The sequence below is a fragment of the Ruegeria sp. CDSB029 genome (assembly GCF_059611125.1).
On sequence record NZ_JBXWOX010000001.1, the window covers coordinates 296,078 to 317,427 of the forward strand.

Sequence of the window (21,350 nt, forward strand, 5' to 3'; positions counted from 1 at the left end):
GAAGATAGCCATTTGTCACACAACCTAAGCGAGTGTTGCCTTGTGCGGGTTCTCTCCGAACTCTGACTTCATGAGTGTTTATGATTTTGAATCAAATCTGGTCGTTGTTTCTCCCGGTTAACGAACGAGTAACGAAAGCGGCTCTAGTTAGGATTGGTTAACACATTCACCGGGGGCGATTGAGAACCGATTGTTTTGTCGACGAGGGCAAGTGACTATGCAAGAAAACATGGCTTTCACCATTCCGGCGTGGGTGCCTGAAGGGGCGCAGAGATACCTGGCGCATACCGAAACCGGTCAATCGATCCGCGACATCGCGCGATCCGTGGGGTGCCATGCGTCAACCATACTCAGACAGATCCGACGTATTGAAATGCGCCGGGACGATCCGTTGGTGGATGCTGCGCTGCAAGCACTGGCAGAGGTCCATTTCACGGATCAACAGGGGCGTGCAGGATCCCTGAACGAGCCTTTGGGCGTTCAGGTCAACGATGCAGCAAGCAAGGACGATGAGTTTAACCGCGAAGCTCTTCGAATACTGCGTCGCCTTTGCGAAACCGGCGCGGTTCTGGCTGTGGCGGAAGAGATGGACAAGGCTGTGGTCGTTCGGGATACCGGCGACAGCGGGACCGCAAGAACCGCAATCGTCGATTGCACGATTGCGCAAGCGCTGGCTCTGAATGATTGGATATCCTGCGACAATCCCGGACGTATTTCCCGGTATCGCATCTCTTCCTCTGGGCGGTCGGCCTTAAGCCAACTGATCGCCGAGGCCGAGAACAAAGCCCGCGCCAGAAACGAGTTCGGCATGGCCGAGGCGCAATCGCCGTTTCAGGCGCATGGCGAACAAAGACAGGGCAGGTCGTCGCACGGCGCCAGACGTATTCGGTACAGTGCTGCCGAAAGTCCGCTGATCGCGTTGGCGCGCAGGCGGGACAAGGACGGAAAGCCCTTTCTCGACGAAACTCTGGTCGGCGCTGGCGAACGGCTGCGCGAAGACTTTGAACTGTCGCAGATCGGTCCGCAGGTTGCCCAAAACTGGGATCACTTTCTAACGGCCGGGGGGCGGGGAAGTTTCGCAAATGGAACGTATGCAGGCCAGGGATCGTCAGATGCGCGCGCTCGGGTTGAACGTGCCCTGTCGGATCTGGGACCGGGGTTAAGCGACGTGGCACTGCGGTGCTGCTGTTACCTTGAGGGGCTCGAATTAGCCGAAAAACGCATGGGGTGGTCGGCGCGTTCCGGGAAGATCGTATTGCGCATCGCCCTGCAACGCCTCAAGCGCCATTACGAAGATCAGGCAGAGAAAACTCGCCTGATTGGATAGAAATCCCATAATTCGCAGTTGAGGTTTCAGGGGGTAGTGATAGGAATTGCCTATGAATTTTACCCTCAGACAGCTTCAGTATTTCAATGCGGTGGCGGATCAGCGCAATTTTGGCCGTGCGGCGCAGGTCTGCCATGTTTCGCAGCCAGCGCTGTCGGTTCAAATCAAAGCGTTGGAAGAAACGTTGGGCGGCCCGCTGTTCGAACGTCAGGCGCGTGACATCCTGCTGACGCCATTGGGACGCGATGTGCTGGACTACGCCCGTCAGGTGCTTGGCGCGGCAGACAGGCTGGACCAGTTCGCCAAGGATCATTCCGTTGGGCATCGGTCCTTGGCGATTGGGATCATTCCGACAATTGCGCCTTATCTTTTGCCTGGTGTGCTTGCCGGGTTGCGCACGGCAGATGTCTCCTTGCGGGTGCAGATCCGCGAGGCCCGGACCGAGCGCTTGCTGGCCATGTTGCGGGCCGGCGAAATCGATGCCGGTGTGATGGCCTTGCCAGCCGGAGGCAGCGAATTGTTCGAATTGCCGCTTTTCGAAGATCGTTTTCTACTTGCCGGCAGCGTGGGGCGTCTTGGGACGGTGCGCACCGACCCTGATGCCTTGCGCCCGGTCGATTTGCAGACCGCGCAGTTGATGTTGCTGGATGACGGGCATTGCCTGACGGATCAGGCGCTTGAGGTCTGTGGTCAGGACAGAAGCAGCGGTTTGATCAATATGGGGGCGTCCTCACTGGCGACCCTGTCGCGACTGGTTGCCGAAGGGTTCGGTCTGACACTCATGCCTGAACTCGCGGCCCGCTCGGAGACCGAAGCTGTTCCGGGGCTCAAGCTCATGCGGTTCGGGGCACCGCAGCCTGCGCGGACGGTGGGGTTGGTCCGGCGCCTATCGACGGGACATGAAGACTGGTTCGACAGTCTGGCGGAAGTTATCCGGCGTGTTGGCGAAGATATCGTAACCGCGACCCGCCATTAAAAAAGGCCCGCCAGAGGCGAGCCCTTGATACGTCAGCCTGACAATTGTTATGCCAGTGCCGGTTCTTTGGCTTCTTCCAGGTGCTTCATCAGGGTTTCCGGGGACGAAACGCCATAGGGATCTTCTGGGCAGTTGTCCATCAGGCCGGGCTCTTCGAACCAGGCTTCTACCACACCATCGGTTACGATGGCAGCGTAGCGCCACGAACGCATGCCAAATCCCAGGTTTTCCTTGTCGACCAGCATGCCCATTTTGCGGGTAAATTCGCCTGAACCGTCAGGGATAACTTTGACGTTTTTAAGGCCCTGATCCTGCGCCCATTTGTTCATGACAAAGCTGTCATTCACAGACATGCAGTAGATTTCATCGATGCCCTTGGCAGTGAAATCGGCATAGCCGTTTTCGAAACCGGGCAGTTGGTAGGTCGAGCATGTGGGCGTAAACGCACCGGGCAGGGAAAACAGGATGACGCGCTTGCCTGCGAAGTAATCAGCGGTTGTTTTGTCTTCCCAACGGAACGGGTTGGGTCCTTCGATTGCTTCATCCCGAACGCGGGTATGGAAGGTAACGGAAGGCAGTTTTGCGCCGGTTTTCATCTACGGACTCCTGTGATTCACATTAGAATTAGTGGTGATTTAAAACAGTTCTAAACCGCCTTCAACGCCAGAAATGCTGCAATTGCGATATAGCTTTAGATGTCTGTAAACGAAAGTTAATCTGCCTAGAGTGTTTGAAGTGCCGGGCTATTTTCTGCGAGTGCAAACCTACCGTGCATGGCGGGTATACCCGGGTGGCATAGTCTGCGCGTGCGTATTATGTTAGTGCAAAGCAAATTGACCCAAAGTCAGGAAAGCCAGCCGTGCGTGATCTGAAGATCCCAGAACAACGTCATCCCGAAAAAGCGCATCGTCCAGACAATGCGCAGCCCAAAAAGCCCAAGTGGATACGCGTCAAAGCACCCGGCGGTAAGGGTTATGCCGAGACGCACAAGATCATGCGTGAGAATAATCTGGTCACTGTCTGTGAAGAGGCCGGATGCCCAAATGTTGGCGAATGCTGGAGCCAGGGCCACGCCACCATGATGATCATGGGCGAGATCTGCACGCGCGGCTGTACCTTCTGTAACATTGCGACGGGACGTCCGGACTCGTTGGATGCGTTTGAACCAGGGCGCGTGGCGCATGCGGTTGAAAAGCTGGGTTTGAACCACGTCGTGATCACATCTGTTGACCGCGATGATCTGAAGGACGGCGGTGCCGATCATTTCGCGCAGACGATACGCGCGGTGCGGCACCGGTCGCCGAAGACGACCATTGAAATCCTGACACCTGATTTCCTGAAATGTGACTCTTCCGTTCTTGAAACTGTCGTCGAGGCCAAGCCGGACGTGTTCAACCACAATCTGGAAACCGTACCCGGTCTGTACCTCGAAGTGCGTCCCGGTGCGCGTTATTTCCACTCGCTGCGGCTGTTGCAGCGCGTCAAAGAGCTGGACCCGTCTATTTTCACCAAATCGGGAATCATGGTCGGCTTGGGTGAGAATGAGCAAGAAGTTCGGCAGGTCATGGATGACATGCGAGCCGCCGATATCGACTTTCTAACCATCGGTCAGTATCTGCAGCCCACGCCCAAACACCATGGTGTGGATCGGTTCGTGACGCCGGAAGAATTCGCATCCTACGAAAAGGCTGCTTATGGCAAAGGGTTCCTGATGGTGTCCGCGACACCTCTGACCCGGTCGTCCTATCACGCGGGGGATGACTTTGCCCGGTTGCGTGAGGCTCGCCAGAAAAAGCTGGGACAGGGGTGACACCCGAAGCGCACGCGCGGCTGACACGCCTGCGCCACAACCTGCACCAATATCCCGAACTTTCCGGGCAGGAGCACGATACCGCTGCCCGCATGACAGAGCTGTTGCAGGGATTCGGTGCGGACCATGTGCTTACCGGACTGGGGGGGCACGGTGTTGCCGCGGTTTTTGACAGTGGGCAAGCTGGGCCGACCGTGGGTATCCGGTGCGAGTTGGACGGACTGCCGATTCAAGAACTTGGCACGCACCCCTATGTGTCGAAGGTTCCGGGCAAAGGGCATTTGTGCGGCCATGATGGGCACATGACGATGGTGCTTGGCGTTGCCGAAGACCTGGGGCGACAGCGACCTAATAAGGGTCGGGTGGTTCTGATCTTTCAACCGGCTGAGGAAACCGGGCAGGGCGCCATCGCCTTTCGCACGGACCCCCAATTCGCGCAGATCGCGCCGGACTACGTGTTCTCTCTGCACAATCTGCCGGGATTGGAACTTGGCGCCGTTGAGTTATGTCAGGGTTCGGCTAACTGCGCCTCGCGCGGGATGAAGATAATCCTGACCGGCAAGACATCCCATGCGGCTGCGCCTCAGGATGGGAATTCCCCGGCTCGGGCAATGTCTGAATTGATGTTGCAACTGGCAGGTTTGGGCGCAGGCGGCGCGTTGGACGCTGATTTTGCGCTGACAACGGTGACGCATGCCCGTTTGGGAGAGCCGACTTTCGGCGTCGCTCCGGGGCAGGCCGAGATCTGGGTAACCTTGCGCACTGTTTCAGACGCCCGGATGCAAACGCTGATCACCGAGGCCGAGGCGCTGGCGCGCCGCGCTGCATCCACCGACAGTCTGGGTTTTGAGATCACCTATGACGATGTCTTCGAGGCCTGCGTCAATCACAGTGACGCGGTGAGCATCATCGCAACAGCCTGCGCCGAGCGTGGAGTGCCGTGCCATTCAACAAAGACGCCGCAAAAGTTCTCAGAAGACTTCGGGCAATTCGGCAAAGCCGCGAAAACGGCCATGTTCTGGCTGGGGTCGGGGCAGGATCATCCGCAATTGCATAACCCTGACTATGATTTCCCAGACGCACTTATCCCGGTAGGAGTAGACGTATTTGTTGCCGCAATTCGATCACTTAATGGCTGAAACTTCAGTTTACGAGATCGCTCACTATTCCAACGGCATCAATGACTGTCTTAGTGTCATCTGATATCGACAGGATTTCGTCATCCACGCGAATATATCGCTGACCGGCGGGTAGGGGCTTCAACTTCCAGCCGTCCAGGTCATCAAGATAATCAAAATTCAGATCGTTAGGGAGTTTCTGACCTCGCGTATAACGCTTGATCTGTCCGGGCGGTACACCAACGCCATTATTGGTCTTTATCGACTTTTCGATTTTCGACTTGTCTGGGCCTTTCCCTTTGCCCTTGTTGTCTTTTGCGTCCGCAAGACCAACCGTTGCGGCGACGGCGCAAGTCGCCAGAAGCCCAATAGACATTACTTTCATAAGCAGAATCCTCCCAAGATGGTCGGAGGGTAATCTGTTGTTGAGGGCGTTGTCCAATGGTATTCAATTAAGTGAATGAAAGGGTGCGCAGCTACTTTGACTATTGGAATCTGGGTTTGTTTTTGCCCCTCTCAGTCTTCGACAAATCGAACCTTACCAATAAACGGCAGGTTGCGATTGCGCTGCGCGTAGTCGATCCCGTAACCCACAACGAATTCGTCCGGAATTTCAAAGCCGATCCAATCGGAACGGAAATCGACCTCGCGCCGGCTGGGTTTGTCCAGCAAGGCAATGGACTTAAGTCGGCTTGGCTTGCGGCTGCGCAACAGTTTTGTGACGTGGTTCAGCGTGTGGCCGGTGTCGACAATATCCTCAACAGCCAAAACATCGCGCCCTTCAATCGCGCCGCGTAAGTCTTTGAGAATACGTACTTCCCGGCTGCTTTCCATCGCGTCTCCATACGAGGATACTTCGAGGAAATCGACTTCGATCGGCAGGTCCAGCTCGCGCACCAGATCCGCGATGAAGACGAAACTGCCGCGCAGCAGGCCGACCACGATCAGCTTGTCGGTATCTCCGAATTCTGCCGTGATTTCGCGGCATAATTCCTCGATTCGGGCTGCAATCGCCTTGGCCGAGATCATCGTATCTATCACATATGCGCGGTCGCTCATCGCTGCCCCCTTGATCTTTGGCGCGCAACATACGACATGACGCGCCATTGTCACCTGAAAAACCGGACGCCATGCCTACTCATTCGGAAACACGCCACCTTCTTTACACTGCGCAGCAGATGTACGAGCTGGTCGCCGATGTGGCCAAGTACCCCGAGTTTCTGCCGTGGTGCGCAGCTGCCCGCATTCGTCGGACCTATGCGGCGGGTGAGGCGCAAGTCATGGAAGCAGATCTGGTGATCTCGTTCAAAGTGTTCCGCGAACGGTTCGGCAGCCGGGTAACACTGTTTGCCGATCAGAAAAGAATCGACACTGAATATCTGGACGGTCCTTTCAAATACATGAAATCCGACTGGCAATTCGCTGACGCCGACGATGGCGGATGCAACATCACGTTCCACGTGGATTTCGAATTCAAGAACGCGATCCTTCAGGGGATCATCGGCGTGGTCTTCAACGAGGCTATGCATCGGATCGTTCAGGCCTTTGAGACCCGCGCGAAGGACTTGTACAGCTAGGTCTTTACCCCGGGTTGGCGGTCGCTAGACTGCGCCCATGACCGATTTTACCACATCACTGGCAGCCTTCGCGGCGGGGCCAATCACGACGACTTTGCAGACGCGGGTCGTTACGTCTCTTTCTGTTTTGGACTGGATTGCTGTCGGGCGTGCCGGAGTTGATGAACCTGTTTCGCGGACAGTGCGCGACCTTGTGCTTGGCGAAGGGGGTGCGGAACAAGCGCGCCTTTTTGGTGGAGGTGGGGCACCCCTGCGCGGTGCTGCATTGGTAAACGGAACCGTGTCGCATGCCATGGATTATGACGACACGCATTTTGCCCATATCGGGCATCCATCCGTTGCCGTCCTTCCGGCGGCGCTGGCCATAAGCGAGTGGGACGACCGTATTCTGGTCGATTTCCTTGAGGCAGCCTTGGTTGGGATGGAGACGTCCATTCGGATCGGCGTCTGGCTGGGGCGCGAACACTATCAGGCGGGCTTTCACCAGACAGCAACGTCTGGCGCATTTGGTGCGGCTGTCGCTGCAGGGCGCATACTGGGGTTCGACGTCGAACAGATGCGCAAAGTTCTGGGCCTGACAGCGACTCGGGCTGCCGGTCTAAAGGCGCAATTCGGAACGATGGGAAAACCTTATAACGCGGGTCTTGCTGCCTCTGCCGGGGTTGAGGCAGCTTTGTTGGTGGCATCGGGATTCGATCCCAATTCAGACGCGTTGGAAGGGTCCTATGGATTTGGCGCGACACATAAAGGACAGTCTCACATTGCAGCCTCATTGGATGGGCTGGGCGCGGAATGGCTTTTTGAAGGCGTCAGTCACAAGTTTCATGCGTGTTGTCACGGTTTGCACGCAGCACTTGAGGCCGCGCGCGACCTGGATATCGCCGAACCGGAAGTCGCCGAGATCAAGATCAAGACGCATCCAAGGTGGATGAGCGTCTGCAACCAGACATCCCCGACAACTGGCCTCGGTGCCAAGTTCTCTTATCGGACGGTGATTGCGATGCAGGCGCTTGGCTATGATACGGCCCTGCCGGGCAGCTATTCGGACAAGATATGCGCCGACCCGCGGCTAGTATCCTTGCGGGACCGAGTCTCTGTCGAAGCGGATGAAAGTTTGTCGGAAACGCAGGCGCAGCTGACCTTGTTGCGCCGGGATGGGGCAAGGCGCGAGGCCACGCATGACCTGTTGGCCCCGATGACGCTGTCGGACCGTGAGGACCGGGTGCGAGGCAAAGCCAACAAGCTGATCGGAACAGATGACGCGGACGCGATCTGGTCGATGCTGCGCACCGGAGGCCGCGCCCGCGATTTGTCTGCGTTGCTGGAGGGTTAAGTCACGCGCCAGTGTAGCGGGAAACCCGGTTCAAACACTGTGACCGGACCATCTTCGCAGTCGATCTTGTCCGGGTATTCGACCGGTTCGCCTTTGGTCAGGGTGATGGTTTCCTCATTCACCGGAAGGCGATAGAAGGCCGGGCCGTTCAAAGACACAAAGCCTTCCAGCTTGTCCAAAGCGCCCTCGCGGTCAAACATCTCGGCCACCAGTGACATTGTATTGGTCGCCGTGAAACATCCCGCACACCCGCAGGCCATTTCCTTGTTGGCGTCGGTGTGGGGTGCGCTGTCAGTACCCAGGAAATAACGCGCATCGCCAGAGGTTGCAGCTGCCAGCAGAGCCAATCGATGTTCTTCGCGCTTGGCAACGGGCAAGCAATAGTAATGCGGCTTGATTCCACCCACGAGGATATGGTTGCGGTTGATGATCAGGTGGTGCGCTGTGATCGTTGCACCCAGATCCATGTCATTGGATTTGACGTAGTCAACGCCGTTCGCGGTCGTGATGTGCTCCATCACCACGCGCAGGCCGGGTGTGGCCTTGCGGATCGGATCCAGAACACGGACGATGAACACAGCTTCGCGGTCGAAGATGTCGATCTCGGCGTCGGTGACCTCACCATGTACGCACAAGGGCAGGCCGATCTCGGCCATCTTTTCCAGCACCGGACGCACTTTGTCGAAGTCCTGCACGCCCGAGGCAGAGTTGGTTGTTGCGCCCGCCGGGTACAGTTTGACCGCTTTGACCAAACCGCTGGCATGGGCTGCTGCCATATCATCGGGGTCCGTATCCTCGGTCAGGTACAGCGTCATCAACGGGTCGAACGTCATGCCTTCGGGTAGCGCAGCCAATATGCGGTCGCGATAGGCGGCGGCCTGATCGCCGCGTACGACGGGCGGTACAAGGTTCGGCATAATGATCGCGCGGGCAAAATGACGCGCGGTTTCGGGCAGGACGGCCTGCAACATCGCGCCATCGCGCAGGTGCAGATGCCAGTCGTCGGGGCGGCGGATCGTGAGGGTATCGGTCATGGCCTTCCGCTAGCACAGCGGACCCGGCGGTGAAAGACCTTCAATTCGGTCCCAGACCTTGTCAACTTGTGCGATCGTCGTAAGTCCCGGAAAGAACACAGCCTTGACGCGCGCGAGCGCCCATGACCTGTTGTGCCAAGGGAGAGATCGAAACATGACACAGCCAGATTCCATCGACGCCGTTCAATCCACGCTGGGCGCGCAAGGTTATGTCTGCGGGCGCGCGCTGGCGACGGTGGTGTTTCTGTCCCTGAAACTGGGCCGACCACTGTTTCTGGAAGGTGAGGCCGGGGTGGGCAAGACTGAGATCGCCAAGGCCCTTGCCGCCGGACTGAATCGTCGCCTGATCAGGTTGCAATGCTACGAAGGTCTGGATGCCTCTTCCGCTGTTTACGAATGGAATTTTCCGGCGCAGATGGTGGCGATCCGCACGGCCGAAGCCTCGGGCGGGGCGGATCGGGGCACATTGCAGACCGAGCTATTCTCGGACGAGTACCTGATTGAACGCCCGCTGCTGCAGGCAATGCGCCCGGACGAACATGGTGCGCCGGTCCTGCTGATCGACGAACTTGATCGCACGGACGAACCGTTCGAGGCCTTCTTGCTTGAGGCGCTCAGCGATTTTCAGGTCACGATTCCTGAACTGGGCACGGTCAAAGCACCGGAGCCGCCCATCGTGATCGTCACCTCGAACCGCACACGCGAAGTGCATGATGCACTAAAACGACGCTGCCTCTATCATTGGGTCGACTACCCCGATTTCGACCGAGAGATCGAAATCCTGCACGCGCGCGCGCCGGAAGCTGCCGAAGCGCTTAGTCGTGAGGTCGTGGCCTTTGTTCAGCATCTACGCACCGAAGACTTGTTCAAGAAACCGGGTGTGGCGGAGACGATTGATTGGGCCAAATGCCTGCTTGCGCTGGACGTCATCAACCTTAGCCCCGAAGTCATCGGTGATACCTTGGGTGCGATCTTGAAATATCAGGACGACATCCAGAAATTGCAGGGGTCCGAGGCCAAACGAATACTGGATCAAGCCAAAGCGTCGCTGGAACCAGCCTGATGGCTGAACAGCTTCCGATCGACATTCCTGACAACCCCAAGCTGGCGCAGAACATCACTCATTTTGCGCGGGCGTTGCGTAAAGCCGGGTTGCCGATCGGAACTGGGCGCGTTGTTGACGCCATTCGCGCGGTACAAGCGGCGGGGTTCACGGAAAAACAGGATTTCTATTGGACACTGCACGCCTGTTTTGTGAACCGCCCGGAACACCGCACTGTATTTGCGCAGGTCTTTCGCCTCTATTGGCGTGACCCCCGATATCTTGAACACATGATGTCGATGATGCTGCCGGCCATCCGTGGCGTACAGGAAGAACGCAAGGCTGACGCGGCCGAAAAGCGCGCGGCCGAGGCGTTGTTGGACGGGGTCGAACGTGATCTGCCCGAGGTGGCTGAGCAGGAAGAGGAGACTGAGTTAGAGATCGACGCCTCGCAAACGGCGTCCTCCGAGGAACGCCTGCGCAGTCTGGACTTTGAGCAGATGAGCACCGCCGAGATCGCGCAAGCCAAGCGCATGCTGTCGCGGCTTGCTCTGCCGGTAAAGCCGATAGAATCCAGACGTGGTCAGTCCAGCCATTTGGGCCATCGTATCGATCGGGCGCGAACGCTGCGCGCGGCGATGCGGCAGGGGGGAGAGTTGCGCGACATTGCCAAGCTCAAGCCCAAGCCGCGATGGCCCAACCTTGTTGTACTCTGCGATATTTCGGGGTCAATGAGCCAATACAGTCGGGTCGTTCTGCATTTCCTTCATGCCGTTTCGAATGCCAAAGGGGCGGGCTGGGCCAAGGTTCATGCGTTTACGTTCGGGACGCGCCTGACCAACATCACTCGCCATCTTCAGCAGCGCGACGTAGATGCCGCGCTGGCCGCCGCCGGGGCCGAGGCGCAGGATTGGGAAGGGGGGACGCGGATTGGCGAGTGTCTGCATGCGTTCAACCGCGATTGGTCGCGGCGGGTCATGGGGCAGGGTGCTGTGGTCCTATTGATCTCGGACGGGCTGGATCGCGGAGACCCCGAGGCGTTGGGTAAAGAGGTGGAGCGTCTGCACCTGTCCGCGCGCCGTCTGATCTGGTTGAATCCATTGCTGCGGTGGGATGGGTTCGCGCCCAAAGCGCAAGGCGTCGCAGCAATGCTGCCGCATGTGGACAGCTTCCGTGCTGGTCACTCGATCGCGTCGTTGGAAGATCTGGCCAATGTCATCTCAAAACCCGATGACGTGGGTGAGAAAGCGCGGTTGTTGTCCGCGCTTTCCGACTGAGTATCAGCTCAGCTGTTCTTCGTTACACTTGCGGGCCATTTCCATGGCTTTGTAAGTACCGGTCAGATCAACGGTGAAGGCAAATTCCTTTTCCGGGAACACAACCATAACCTTTTGCTTGGCGAGGTCATCGGCGAATTGGGGATCGTCAGACAGGACGTACCCACCAGAGTAACCCTTGGTGATGTTGCCCTTCATACCGGTTGCTTCACCAACATAGATATTGTCGCCCAGCAGGACCGCGACAGCTTCTTTTTCACCGCGCTTGATGTCGGTCTTGGCCTTGGTGAAGACGCCGACATATCCGACGCTACGGTCTTCGGTCAGACCCATCTGAACGACATTTTCGGCGTCGTCTACAGCTTCGATCAGGCAGGATTTCTTGTCTTCGTCGATAAAGACTTTCCAACCTTCAACTTCGCCGTAACGCAGGAAAGTGTCCGCGGATGCAACGCTTGCGGTGAACAGGCCAAATGCCATTCCGAGTGTAATAATGCGTTTCAACTCTCTGTCTCCGTTGTGAAAAATTAATATGCGCATACTGGAATGCAGCAGCTATGCATGTAGGCTAGAATCTGGTTCAGGTGCAATCAATGATTAGTCGTTGGCGTGCTGATCTGGGCTTGTATACGCCGATTCAGGTCGTTGCGTAAGTGAGTGGGGAACATTCGATATTGGTCTTAAGGCTCACTTTTCATTGCGCCAAACCTGCCTATGTTGGATCAGAACAGGCCGGGAGGGTGCAATGGACAGATTCGACAACAGCCCAGAGACGGCTCTTAAATGGCATGACGAAGGTCATCCAACCGCGCTGGCCACGGTGGTTGAAACCTGGGGCAGCGCGCCGCGCCGTGTCGGGGCTCAGTTGGTGATTGCTGCAGATGGTCGCATCGAAGGCTCGGTGTCCGGTGGCTGTGTCGAAGGGGCGGTCATCGTCGAAGCGCTTGAAGCGATGGACGAGGGTGAGGCACGTCTGTTGGAATTTGGCGTCAGCGACGAAGATGCCTTTGCTGTGGGTCTGGCCTGTGGCGGAACGATCCGTGTTTTAGTGGAACCTATCGGTTCGGTCCTGCCAGAATCCATGTTGCGAGATCTGGTCAAAGCCCGCGCTCAGCGGGAACCGGTGGCCTATGAAGTTAATACCGAAACCGGTCATCGGGCTTTGCGGCGGAAAGCCTATTCAGACCGAATGCGCAAGGACCGATCAGGTTTTGAGGAGGACGGACAGACATTTGTTGCGGTCCACAACCCTCCGCTGCGATTGATAATTGTGGGAGCAGTGCACATTGCGCAGGCGCTGGTTCCGATGGCCCGGATCGCAGGATATGATCCGGCCATCATCGACCCGCGCGATGCCTTTGCCTCTGGTGCCCGTTTCCCGGGCGAAACCATCCTGACTGATTGGCCGGACGAGGCGGTGGCCAAGCTGGGTATGGACACGCGAACCGCTGTTGTCTTGCTGACGCATGACCCCAAATTGGACGACCCGGCTTTGGAATCCGCCTTGAAGGCGGGCGTGTTTTTTATCGGGGCTCTGGGGTCCACGCGTACGCATGCCAAACGAGTTGCTCGCATGAAAGAGGCGGGTTTTTCGGACGAACAGATTGCCCAGATCCACGGACCTATTGGATTGGATATCGGCGCGGCGGATCCGTCCGAGATCGCGGTGGCCATCCTCGCCCAGATGACGGCCGTGCTGCGGGGCAAGGCGTGAAATTCGGTCCCGTTCCTGTCGCTGAGGCCACCGGCGCGATCCTTGCACACTCCGTCCAGGTGCAGGATGCCAAGTTGCGCAAAGGATTGCTGCTGACGTCCGAACATGGCGCTCAGCTGGGTGCAGCTGGATATGATGAGGTCACGGTTGCGCAGCTTGAGCCCGGCGATTGCCACGAAGACGAGGCTGCTGAAATGTTGGCCGCAGCGCTTGCGCCTGATCCAGACGCTGCCGGTTTACGGGTAACGCAGCCGTTTACCGGGCGCGTGAACTTGCTGGCCGACGGGCCAGGTGTTGTCGAATTGGACGTCGCGGCCCTGCAGGAGTTCAACTGCGTCAACCCGATGATCACCGTAGCGACGGTGCCGCAATATCAACAGATGGGCCCGGGCGGGATGGTCGCCACGATCAAGGTGATATCCTATGCCGTTCCAAAGGATGACGTCGTGCAGGCCGCTGGTCTGGCCAGGGCTTCGATTCGTCTGATGGCACCGGTCCATAAAACGGCAGGGCTGATCGTCACGGATATTCCCGGAGGTCCCCCCAACGAAAAGGGTATTGCAGCCATTCGTGGCCGGGTGGAAACCCTTGGCATGGACCTCAGCGATGTACGGATCGTTCCACACAAAGCCGAACCGCTTTCGCAGGCTATTTCAGAGGCTGCCGGTGACATTGTGATGATCCTGACCGGCTCTGCCACATCTGATGTTTTTGATGTTGCACCTCAGGCCGTGCGGGCGGCTGGCGGTCAGGTGGACAGGTTCGGCATGCCAGTCGACCCCGGCAATCTGCTGTTTCTTGGAACACTCGGCCCAAGGCCAGTAATCGGATTGCCCGGGTGCGCCCGTACGCCTGCATTGAACGGTGCGGATTGGGTCCTGTCGCGGGTTGCCTGCGGGATAGAAACAACCGGCGCGGACATTGCTGGGATGGGGGTTGGCGGGTTGTTGAAAGAAATCCCGACGCGGCCGCAACCACGTGCGTCGCGCAAAAGGTGATGTAGCAATTTAGCTTTTCTTCTTAGGCGGCTGAGATGGAAAAGACGACCCCTACGAACGTCGGATATTGGCGCTAAATATTTTTGTTCTCAAACAAATTTTCCCGTGTTTAACTCGGCGATAGCGATAAAAGCCAATAGGGGAGGATCTTATGACCAAGGTCTCAATGACCGTGAACGGTAAGACCGTGAGCGGTGAGGTGGAAGGTCGGACGCTGTTGTCCGGTTTTTTACGCGAGAATCTCAATCTCACTGGCACTCATGTGGGTTGCGATACAGCGCAATGTGGCGCGTGTGTTGTCCATGTGAACGGCGAGGCGGTGAAGTCCTGCAATATGCTGGCACTTGAGGCAGACGGGGCTGATGTGGGCACGATCGAAGGCCAGGCTAACCAGGATGGCTCGCTGAACGTGATTCAGCAGGCATTTCAGGACCATCACGGCTTGCAATGCGGTTTCTGCACACCGGGAATGGTCATGAGTGCTGCAGCACTGCTGAAGGAAAACCCGCGCCCGACCGAAGCCGAGGTGCGCAAGTATCTGGAAGGCAACCTGTGCCGTTGCACCGGCTACCACAACATTGTCAAGGCGATCATGGCCGCATCTGGTCAGGACGTCAGCAGCATCGCTGCCGAATGATGCCGCTACGGGCGTCCGATGAAGCGCCCGTGGGAAGACATAGGATGCACAGCATCCGTTTATGGGAGGAGAACAAGCAATGCCCAAAGACAGTGGCATCGGAGCCAGTTCCAAGCGGCGCGAAGACGTACGCTTTCTGACCGGAGCGGGCAATTATACCGACGACATCAACGTACATGGCCAGGCCTATGTACATTTCCTACGGTCCGACATCGCGCATGGCCGGATCAAAAACATCGACACCTCAGCCGCCGAAGCTATGCCGGGCGTGGTCAAGGTTTTCACCGGCAAGGATTTTGAAGGTGTGGGCGGGATGCCCTGCGGTTGGGAAGTGACCGACAAGCACGGCGCACCGATGCAGGAACCGCCGCACCCTATTTTGGCACAAGGCAAGGTGCGCCATGTGGGCGACCCGATTGCGGCCGTTGTGGCCGACAGTCTCGAACAGGCCCGTGATGCGGCCGAGGCGATCGATCTGGATATCGAAGAACTGCCGGCTGTCATGAACATGAAAGCTGCCGCTCAGGATGGGTCGACGCTGGTTCATGACGATCTGAAGAACAACATCTGTTATGACTGGCAACTGGGTGAGACGGACGACGCCAAGGTCGATGAGGTCTTTGCCAACGCAGCCCACGTGACGACGCTGGATCTGGTGAACAACCGCCTCGTCGCAAACCCGATGGAACCGCGTGTGGCGGTGGGTGAGTACAAACGTGGTACGGACGAATACACGCTCTTCACCACCTCGCAAAACCCGCATGTGATCCGCTTGCTGATGTGCGCTTTTGTTCTGGGCCTGCCCGAACATAAAGTGCGCGTGGTGGCCCCGGACGTGGGCGGCGGTTTTGGAACCAAGATCTTCCACTATGCGGAAGAGGCGTTCTGCACCTTCGCCGCCAAGGCCTGCAACCGTCCGGTCAAGTGGACGTCCAGCCGGTCTGAGGCGTTCATGTCCGATGCCCATGGCCGCGACCATGTCAGCAAGATCGAACTGGCGCTGGATGCAGACAACAACTTCATTGGCCTGCGCACCAACACCTATGCGAACCTTGGTGCGTATCTGTCGACCTTCTCCAGCTCGGTTCCGACCTGGCTGCATGGGACACTGATGGCAGGTAACTACAAGACACCGGTCATTCAGGTGAACGTGAAGGCGATGTTCACCAACACGGTTCCGGTGGACGCCTATCGTGGCGCTGGCCGCCCCGAGGCGACTTATCAGCTGGAACGTGTCGTTGACAAAGCTGCTCGCGAGTTGGGCGTCGATCCGATTGCCCTGCGCCGTCAGAACTTTGTCACCCAGTTCCCTTATGACACGCCGGTCGCGCTGACTTATGACACCGGGGACTACAACGGCACGATGGACAAGCTTGAGGCTGCTGCCGATCTAGCTGGCTTTGCGGCGCGTCGTTCTGCCAGTGAGGCCAACGGCAAGCTGCGTGGCCTTGGCATCAACTGCTATATCGAAGCCTGCGGCATCGCGCCGTCGAATATCGTCGGCATGCTAGGGGCCCGAGCGGGTCTTTATGATGCGGCGACAGTGCGGGTGAACGCCACCGGTTCGATCAGCGTCATGGTGGGCGCACACAGCCACGGGCAGGGGCATGAGACCGCCTTTCCGCAAGTCGTAGCCGACATGATCGGTATCGACGAGTCGATGGTCGAGATCGTTCATGGTGACACCTCCAAGATCCCGTTTGGTATGGGCACATACGGTTCGCGTTCGCTGGCCGTTTGTGGTTCGGCCATGGTCAAGGCGACGGAAAAGGTGATCGAGAAAGCGAAGAAGATCGCGGCCCACCTTTTGGAAGCGTCCGAGGCCGATATCGAGCTTAAGGACGGCCAGTTCAGCGTCGCGGGCACGGACAAATCGGTGGCCTGGGGTGATGTGACCCTGACGGCTTATGTTCCGCACAACTATCCGCTGGAAGTTGAGCCCGGGTTGGAGGAGACCTCGTTTTACGACCCGGCCAACTTTACTTACCCCGCCGGTGCATATGCGTGCGAGGTCGAGGTTGACCCCGAGACCGGTCAGGTGACCATCGAGGCCTTCACTGCCGCTGACGACTTTGGCAACATCGTCAACCCGATGATCGTCGACGGTCAGGTTCATGGCGGTATCGGTCAGGGTATAGGTCAGGCACTGTTGGAAAACTGTGCCTATGACGAAAACGGTCAATTGCTGAGCGCGTCTTTCATGGATTATGCGATGCCGCGCGCGGACGACGTGCCGTTCTATGGTGTCGACCATTCCAGCCAGACGCCCTGTACGCATAACCCGTTGGGTGTGAAGGGCTGCGGTGAAGCCGGAGCAATCGGTTCACCGCCTGCAGTAGTAAACGCGGTGCTGGATGCGCTGAACTCGGGCGGCAAGGCGGTCGATCACATCGATATGCCGGTGAGCCCGTCCCGCGTGTGGGCGGCGATGAACAGCTGATTGGTCGGGTGGTCTGGGGGCTTTGCCCCCAGACCCTCGGGATATTTTAGCCAGATGAAGGGCGGATCCGCGCCTTTCGGAAAGGAAAGCGAAATGTACAATTTCGAGTTTGAAAAGCCCTCGACCGTTGCTGATGCCGTTTCGGCGTTGGGAGGCGAGGATGCACAGGCGTTGGGGGGCGGCCAGACGCTGATCCCAACGCTGAAACAGCGATTGGCAGCGCCGTCTACGCTGGTGTCGCTGGGTGGGATTCCCGACATACAGGGCGTTTGCATCGAGGATGACGGGTCTGTGGCCATTGGTGGCGCAACAACCCACGCAACTGTGGCGTCAGAGGCCGCCGGCAGCTATCCGGCACTGGCCGCGCTGGCTGGACAGATCGGCGATCCAGCGGTGCGCAATCGAGGTACAATCGGTGGCTCGCTGGCCAACAATGATCCGGCCGCTTGCTATCCGGCGGGCGCTTTAGGATCAGGTGCGACGATCATCACCAATACGCGCCAAATCGCGGCGGATGATTTCTTCGAGGGCATGTTCAGTACAGCCCTGGAGGAAGGTGAGATCATCACCACAGTCAATTTTCCGGTGCCACAAGCGGCCAACTACCAGAAATTCCTGCAACCCGCATCGCGATTTGCACTAGTCGGAGTGTATCTGGCGCGTTTCGCGGACGGTGTTCGCGTTGCGGTAACAGGTGCCAGTGAGGATGGTGTGTTCCGCTGGTCCGAGGCCGAGGAAGCCCTGAATAAAGAGTTTCGGCAGGATGCCTTGACCGGGCTGAGCATCAATCCCGCGAATATGATTGCCGATTTGCACGGCAGTAAGGCGTATCGCGCGCATCTGGTCAGCGTGATGACCAAGAGAGCCATTGAAGCCTGCATGTAAGCTCAAAACTGTCAAAAAAGCCCCGGACCTTATGGCCGGGGCTTTTTTATTTCCGTCTTATTCTGGGCGGCTGGGATGGTTGCCAGTATGCGCCTGTGTCTTCTCGGGACTTTTGGTAATTGTCCACGCGATTGCGCGCGACGTCTCCGCCTGCTTGAAATAGGTGACCCAGTAGGCATTCCAGAACCGCCATGGCCCCAGCATAGTTCGAGAAGTGGTGCAGAGATCGCGTGCTGACGGGGAAAACCACGTCCGGCTCGATCCCGGGTGCGATCACTTCGCTGTCGGCAATCAGGATGAGCGGCACATTCATGCGTCGCGCCAATCGCATTGATTGAATGGTGTCGGCGGAATAAGGGTGAACGGTGATTGCAATCAGGCAATCGTTGGGGCTTGCGTCCAACAGATCATCTGCCGCGGACCCCATGTGGCGCGGAATAAGTTGCAGACCGGGGTGTGCCATGCGTCCCGCATATGAAAAATAGTAAGACAAGGCGTAGCTGGCCCGGGTGGCGGTGACAAAGCACCTGTCAGCAGACGTCATAATTTCTACGGCGCGCTTGACGCGTTCAGGGTTCATTAACCTCAGGGATCGCATAACGACGTTCTGTGCATTCTGGGCGAATTTTGCCTGGGCAGCGCTGAATGAATCACCGTCTTGCATGTCGGCAAGCCAACTTTGACTCAGATGATCCTCACCATCTGTGACCAACGCATCGCGGAACGGAGCGCGCAGGCTGTCGAAGCGGTCATATCCCATCCGGTCCGCCAGCCGGACCAGAACGTTCGAGCTGACGCCGATCTTTGCTGCGGTTTCCCGAATTGAGTCCAGCCCGAAATCTCCGGGATGGTCGAGGATGTATTTTGCCGCCATCTGCAATCCGGGAGGCAACTGGTCAATCTGCTGTCGCAGAGCTTCGGTAAGCTGGCTCAAAGACTTGGTCATCCGTGAAAGAAAACAAATGTTATGAAATATGTAAATTGAAAACGCGCCTAAGGTCCTTAACTGGGTTAAAAGTCTAAAAGGGTACTCTTATGTCCAAAACACTGCCGCAATCGCATACGCCCTATGTTCTGGTGGCGCCGAACGGTGCCCGCAGGCGGCATGCGGATCACGTTCAGCTTCCGGTGTCGGTGCAGGAGATCGTATCGACTGCACAAAGCTCTTTTCGAGCCGGTGCAGATGGAATTCACCTGCATGTGCGCGATGATCAGGGGCAGCATTCTCTGGATGCCGGGCGTTATCTTGAGACGATGGCAGAGTTGCGTCGTGTCGTGCCAGAGATGGATGTCCAGATCACAACCGAGGCAGCGGGTATCTTTGATGTCCCGGCCCAATTGCACTGTTTGCAAAATGTAAAGCCGAAATGGGCTTCGATCTCGGTCCGGGAAATCGCGCGCACGCCAGACCTCGCAGATAGTGTTTACGGTCTCTGTGCCGAGCAGGGAACGCGCGTTCAACATATTCTCTATGACGATGCAGATGCTGTGCTTCTGGCAGACTGGCAGGCCCGCGGGATCGTCCGCGACGGGCAAACTGATCGGCTGTTGGTTCTGGGGCGTTACACCTCGGGGCAGGAATCCGCACCAGAAGACCTTGATCACTTTCCGCAAACCCACTCCAGTTGGATGGTCTGTGCATTCGGAAAGCAGGAACATGCTTGCCTAAAAACGGCTGCGGACCGTGGAGGGGATGTGCGGGTTGGATTTGAAAACAGTTTGACCGACCAGGACGGAAGTGCCTGGGCGAACAACGCAGCGTCGGTTTCGGCGCTGGTCGCGGTTTTGAAAGGACCTCAGCAATGAGCCACGTTTTTCCTCGTCATACCAAATCGAACCTGCCGGTCGCCGTTGGGGGCGACGGGTGTTACCTGATCGACGATCAGGGGCAACGCTATCTGGATTGTGGTGACGCTGCGGTGTCATGCCTTGGGCATTCGAACCCGGCGGTTATCGAAGCCGTGCAGCGGCAGGTCGAACAGATCGCTTTTGCACATACCGGTTTCATGACATCCGAACCTGCCGAGGCGTTGGCTGATCTGTTGGTGGAACACGCGCCTGATGGTCTGGACCGTGTGTATTTCGTCTCAGGCGGGTCCGAGGCGACCGAGGCGGCGATGAAACTCGCGCGGCAGTACTTTCTTGAAATTGGTCAGCCCGAGCGTCGCCGGGTGATCGCGCGGCGGCAGAGCTATCACGGGAACACTTTGGGCGCGTTGTCGGCTGGAGGTAACGAATGGCGACGCGCGCAGTTTGCTCCGATGCTGATCGAGATGACACATATCGCGCCCTGTTTCGAATACGCTGAAAAGCCGGATGCCGAGAGCAGCTTTGACTACGGCCAGCGCGTCGCGAATGAGTTGGAGGCCGAGATCCTACGCTTGGGTCCTGAAACGGTTATGGCGTTCATGGCGGAACCCGTTGTGGGCGCAACGCTGGGCGCGGTTCCTGCCGTTGAGGGGTATTTCCAGCGTATTCGCCAGATCTGTGACCAATATGGCGTTCTGTTGATCCTTGATGAGGTGATGTGTGGCATGGGGCGGACCGGACATTTGTTTGCCTGCGATCGTGATGGAATTGCACCGGACATTCTGTGCATCGCCAAAGGGTTGGGCGCTGGTTACCAACCGATTGGTGCGATGATGTGTACCGGGAAAATCTATGATGCAATCTGCGACGGGTCCGGGTTCTTTCAGCATGGTCACACCTATATCGGTCACCCGGTTGCGACGGCAGCGGCCCTGGCTGTAGTCACCGAACTTACTACGCGCGCTTTGCCCGCGCGCGCCGGCGTCATGGGCGAAAAGCTGCAAGCGGCGTTGCAGGCCGAATTCGGACAGCATCCAAATGTCGGCGATATCCGCGGCAGGGGGCTGTTTCGAGGGCTGGAGCTGGTGGCTGATCGCGAAACAAAAACACCGTTTGATCCGGCTCATGGCGTTGCAGGCAAAATCAAGAAAGCCGCCTTGGCCGAGGGGCTGATCTGCTATCCCATGTCCGGTACACGGGATGGGCGAGTTGGGGATCATGTCCTGCTGGCCCCGCCATTCATCATTGAAGACGCGCGGATAGACGAGCTTGTGGGCAAACTTGGTCGGGCGATCTCGACTTCGATCCCCGGCTGAAGCGCCGCGTGGCCTGTTCCTAATAACCAACAAAAAAACCCTGTCAGAGCGGATCTG

General features: G+C 57.7%; 21 protein-coding genes. 15 read left to right on the plus strand and 6 right to left on the minus strand.

The annotated features are described in order from the left end of the window. Positions 1 to 217 precede the first annotated feature (217 nt). On the plus strand, positions 218 to 1,327 hold the full coding sequence (locus AC2FI8_RS01430; RefSeq protein ID WP_496776897.1) for a DUF6456 domain-containing protein: 1,110 nt from the start codon (positions 218 to 220) through the stop codon (positions 1,325 to 1,327). 52 nt (positions 1,328 to 1,379) lie between these two features. Next, on the plus strand, positions 1,380 to 2,303 hold the full coding sequence (locus AC2FI8_RS01435) for a hydrogen peroxide-inducible genes activator (protein WP_496776653.1): 924 nt from the start codon (positions 1,380 to 1,382) through the stop codon (positions 2,301 to 2,303). Between the two features lie 47 nt (positions 2,304 to 2,350). Here the strand turns inward: AC2FI8_RS01435 and AC2FI8_RS01440 are convergent, their stop codons facing one another. Beyond that, complete coding sequence (locus AC2FI8_RS01440) at positions 2,351 to 2,899, minus strand: peroxiredoxin (protein ID WP_496776655.1); 549 nt, start codon at positions 2,897 to 2,899, stop codon at positions 2,351 to 2,353. 263 nt (positions 2,900 to 3,162) lie between these two features. On the opposite strand from AC2FI8_RS01440, the gene lipA reads away from it, so the two are divergent. Beyond that, positions 3,163 to 4,113: a lipoyl synthase gene (gene lipA, locus AC2FI8_RS01445; protein WP_496776657.1), complete on the plus strand. Its 951-nt coding sequence runs from the start codon at positions 3,163 to 3,165 to the stop codon at positions 4,111 to 4,113. Then, entirely contained in the window at positions 4,110 to 5,252 is a 1,143-nt protein-coding gene (locus AC2FI8_RS01450; RefSeq protein WP_496765230.1) for an amidohydrolase, read from the plus strand. Before lipA ends, AC2FI8_RS01450 begins: the two co-directional genes overlap by 4 nt. Before the next feature lie 4 nt (positions 5,253 to 5,256). Here AC2FI8_RS01450 and AC2FI8_RS01455 read toward each other — a convergent pair whose 3' ends face one another. Together AC2FI8_RS01455 and hpt are read right to left on the minus strand one after the other, a co-directional pair. Then, positions 5,257 to 5,616, minus strand: coding sequence for a hypothetical protein (locus AC2FI8_RS01455; RefSeq protein WP_282118568.1), 360 nt, complete (start codon positions 5,614 to 5,616; stop codon positions 5,257 to 5,259). Positions 5,617 to 5,747: 131 nt separating this feature from the next. Beyond that, a complete protein-coding gene (gene hpt / locus AC2FI8_RS01460) occupies positions 5,748 to 6,290 on the minus strand; it encodes a hypoxanthine phosphoribosyltransferase (protein ID WP_058271886.1) in 543 nt (180 codons plus the stop codon). A gap of 71 nt (positions 6,291 to 6,361) precedes the next feature. On the opposite strand from hpt, the gene AC2FI8_RS01465 reads away from it, so the two are divergent. After that, the gene (locus tag AC2FI8_RS01465) at positions 6,362 to 6,808 is read left to right on the plus strand and encodes a type II toxin-antitoxin system RatA family toxin (protein ID WP_496765222.1); all 447 of its coding nucleotides are present in this window, start codon (positions 6,362 to 6,364) and stop codon (positions 6,806 to 6,808) included. A 37-nt stretch (positions 6,809 to 6,845) separates the two neighbouring features. Continuing rightward, a complete protein-coding gene (locus tag AC2FI8_RS01470; protein ID WP_496776659.1) occupies positions 6,846 to 8,141 on the plus strand; it encodes an MmgE/PrpD family protein in 1,296 nt (431 codons plus the stop codon). Here the strand turns inward: AC2FI8_RS01470 and pyrC are convergent. Beyond that, entirely contained in the window at positions 8,138 to 9,175 is a 1,038-nt protein-coding gene (pyrC, locus tag AC2FI8_RS01475) for a dihydroorotase (RefSeq protein ID WP_496776663.1), read from the minus strand. The genes AC2FI8_RS01470 and pyrC overlap by 4 nt on opposite strands. 154 nt (positions 9,176 to 9,329) lie before the next feature. Here pyrC and AC2FI8_RS01480 point away from each other — a divergent pair, with 154 nt between their 5' ends. Further along, positions 9,330 to 10,238 (plus strand): AAA family ATPase, encoded by a 909-nt coding sequence (locus AC2FI8_RS01480; protein WP_496722580.1) that lies wholly within the window; start codon positions 9,330 to 9,332, stop codon positions 10,236 to 10,238. Next, positions 10,238 to 11,494 carry a vWA domain-containing protein gene (locus tag AC2FI8_RS01485; RefSeq protein ID WP_496704294.1) on the plus strand — a complete coding sequence of 419 codons (1,257 nt, stop codon included), beginning with the start codon at positions 10,238 to 10,240 and terminating at the stop codon, positions 11,492 to 11,494. Before AC2FI8_RS01480 ends, AC2FI8_RS01485 begins: the two co-directional genes overlap by 1 nt. A 3-nt stretch (positions 11,495 to 11,497) precedes the next feature. Here AC2FI8_RS01485 and AC2FI8_RS01490 read toward each other — a convergent pair whose 3' ends face one another. Beyond that, positions 11,498 to 11,998, minus strand: a complete 501-nt coding sequence (locus tag AC2FI8_RS01490) for a hypothetical protein (protein WP_254452874.1) — start codon at positions 11,996 to 11,998, stop codon at positions 11,498 to 11,500. Between the two features lie 241 nt (positions 11,999 to 12,239). Between AC2FI8_RS01490 and AC2FI8_RS01495 the strand changes: the two genes are divergently transcribed. The 5 genes from AC2FI8_RS01495 (at position 12,240) to AC2FI8_RS01515 (ending at position 18,168) form a co-directional block, all read left to right on the plus strand. After that, a complete protein-coding gene (locus tag AC2FI8_RS01495; RefSeq protein WP_496765211.1) occupies positions 12,240 to 13,208 on the plus strand; it encodes an XdhC family protein in 969 nt (322 codons plus the stop codon). Next, positions 13,205 to 14,206 carry a molybdopterin-binding protein gene (locus tag AC2FI8_RS01500; RefSeq protein ID WP_496776667.1) on the plus strand — a complete coding sequence of 334 codons (1,002 nt, stop codon included), beginning with the start codon at positions 13,205 to 13,207 and terminating at the stop codon, positions 14,204 to 14,206. The genes AC2FI8_RS01495 and AC2FI8_RS01500 overlap by 4 nt, the downstream gene beginning before the upstream one ends. 151 nt (positions 14,207 to 14,357) lie before the next feature. After that, positions 14,358 to 14,843 (plus strand): (2Fe-2S)-binding protein, encoded by a 486-nt coding sequence (locus AC2FI8_RS01505; protein ID WP_109311614.1) that lies wholly within the window; start codon positions 14,358 to 14,360, stop codon positions 14,841 to 14,843. A gap of 79 nt (positions 14,844 to 14,922) precedes the next feature. Beyond that, positions 14,923 to 17,283: a xanthine dehydrogenase family protein molybdopterin-binding subunit gene (locus tag AC2FI8_RS01510; protein ID WP_496776670.1), complete on the plus strand. Its 2,361-nt coding sequence runs from the start codon at positions 14,923 to 14,925 to the stop codon at positions 17,281 to 17,283. Between the two features lie 93 nt (positions 17,284 to 17,376). After that, the gene (locus tag AC2FI8_RS01515) at positions 17,377 to 18,168 is read left to right on the plus strand and encodes an FAD binding domain-containing protein (protein WP_496776672.1); all 792 of its coding nucleotides are present in this window, start codon (positions 17,377 to 17,379) and stop codon (positions 18,166 to 18,168) included. A gap of 46 nt (positions 18,169 to 18,214) precedes the next feature. Here the strand turns inward: AC2FI8_RS01515 and AC2FI8_RS01520 are convergent, their stop codons facing one another. Next, complete coding sequence (locus tag AC2FI8_RS01520; protein ID WP_496739882.1) at positions 18,215 to 19,102, minus strand: MurR/RpiR family transcriptional regulator; 888 nt, start codon at positions 19,100 to 19,102, stop codon at positions 18,215 to 18,217. Between the two features lie 101 nt (positions 19,103 to 19,203). On the opposite strand from AC2FI8_RS01520, the gene AC2FI8_RS01525 reads away from it, so the two are divergent. Together AC2FI8_RS01525 and AC2FI8_RS01530 are read left to right on the plus strand one after the other, a co-directional pair. After that, entirely contained in the window at positions 19,204 to 19,974 is a 771-nt protein-coding gene (locus tag AC2FI8_RS01525) for a beta-keto acid cleavage family enzyme (protein WP_496776674.1), read from the plus strand. Further along, positions 19,971 to 21,293, plus strand: a complete 1,323-nt coding sequence (locus AC2FI8_RS01530; RefSeq protein ID WP_496776676.1) for an aspartate aminotransferase family protein — start codon at positions 19,971 to 19,973, stop codon at positions 21,291 to 21,293. Before AC2FI8_RS01525 ends, AC2FI8_RS01530 begins: the two co-directional genes overlap by 4 nt. The last annotated feature ends 57 nt before the right edge of the window (positions 21,294 to 21,350 follow it).

Coding starts and splice junctions, on each gene's coding strand:
- AC2FI8_RS01515 (WP_496776672.1), top strand. CDS start 17,377: ATGTACAATTTCGAGTTTGAAAAGCCCTCGACCGTTGCTGATGCCGTT.
- AC2FI8_RS01465 (WP_496765222.1), top strand. CDS start 6,362: ATGCCTACTCATTCGGAAACACGCCACCTTCTTTACACTGCGCAGCAG.
- AC2FI8_RS01435 (WP_496776653.1), top strand. CDS start 1,380: ATGAATTTTACCCTCAGACAGCTTCAGTATTTCAATGCGGTGGCGGAT.
- AC2FI8_RS01495 (WP_496765211.1), top strand. CDS start 12,240: ATGGACAGATTCGACAACAGCCCAGAGACGGCTCTTAAATGGCATGAC.
- AC2FI8_RS01505 (WP_109311614.1), top strand. CDS start 14,358: ATGACCAAGGTCTCAATGACCGTGAACGGTAAGACCGTGAGCGGTGAG.
- AC2FI8_RS01440 (WP_496776655.1), bottom strand. CDS start 2,899: ATGAAAACCGGCGCAAAACTGCCTTCCGTTACCTTCCATACCCGCGTT.
- AC2FI8_RS01525 (WP_496776674.1), top strand. CDS start 19,204: ATGTCCAAAACACTGCCGCAATCGCATACGCCCTATGTTCTGGTGGCG.
- pyrC (WP_496776663.1), bottom strand. CDS start 9,175: ATGACCGATACCCTCACGATCCGCCGCCCCGACGACTGGCATCTGCAC.
- AC2FI8_RS01485 (WP_496704294.1), top strand. CDS start 10,238: ATGGCTGAACAGCTTCCGATCGACATTCCTGACAACCCCAAGCTGGCG.
- AC2FI8_RS01510 (WP_496776670.1), top strand. CDS start 14,923: ATGCCCAAAGACAGTGGCATCGGAGCCAGTTCCAAGCGGCGCGAAGAC.
- AC2FI8_RS01470 (WP_496776659.1), top strand. CDS start 6,846: ATGACCGATTTTACCACATCACTGGCAGCCTTCGCGGCGGGGCCAATC.
- AC2FI8_RS01530 (WP_496776676.1), top strand. CDS start 19,971: ATGAGCCACGTTTTTCCTCGTCATACCAAATCGAACCTGCCGGTCGCC.
- AC2FI8_RS01430 (WP_496776897.1), top strand. CDS start 218: ATGCAAGAAAACATGGCTTTCACCATTCCGGCGTGGGTGCCTGAAGGG.
- AC2FI8_RS01480 (WP_496722580.1), top strand. CDS start 9,330: ATGACACAGCCAGATTCCATCGACGCCGTTCAATCCACGCTGGGCGCG.
- AC2FI8_RS01455 (WP_282118568.1), bottom strand. CDS start 5,616: ATGAAAGTAATGTCTATTGGGCTTCTGGCGACTTGCGCCGTCGCCGCA.
- hpt (WP_058271886.1), bottom strand. CDS start 6,290: ATGAGCGACCGCGCATATGTGATAGATACGATGATCTCGGCCAAGGCG.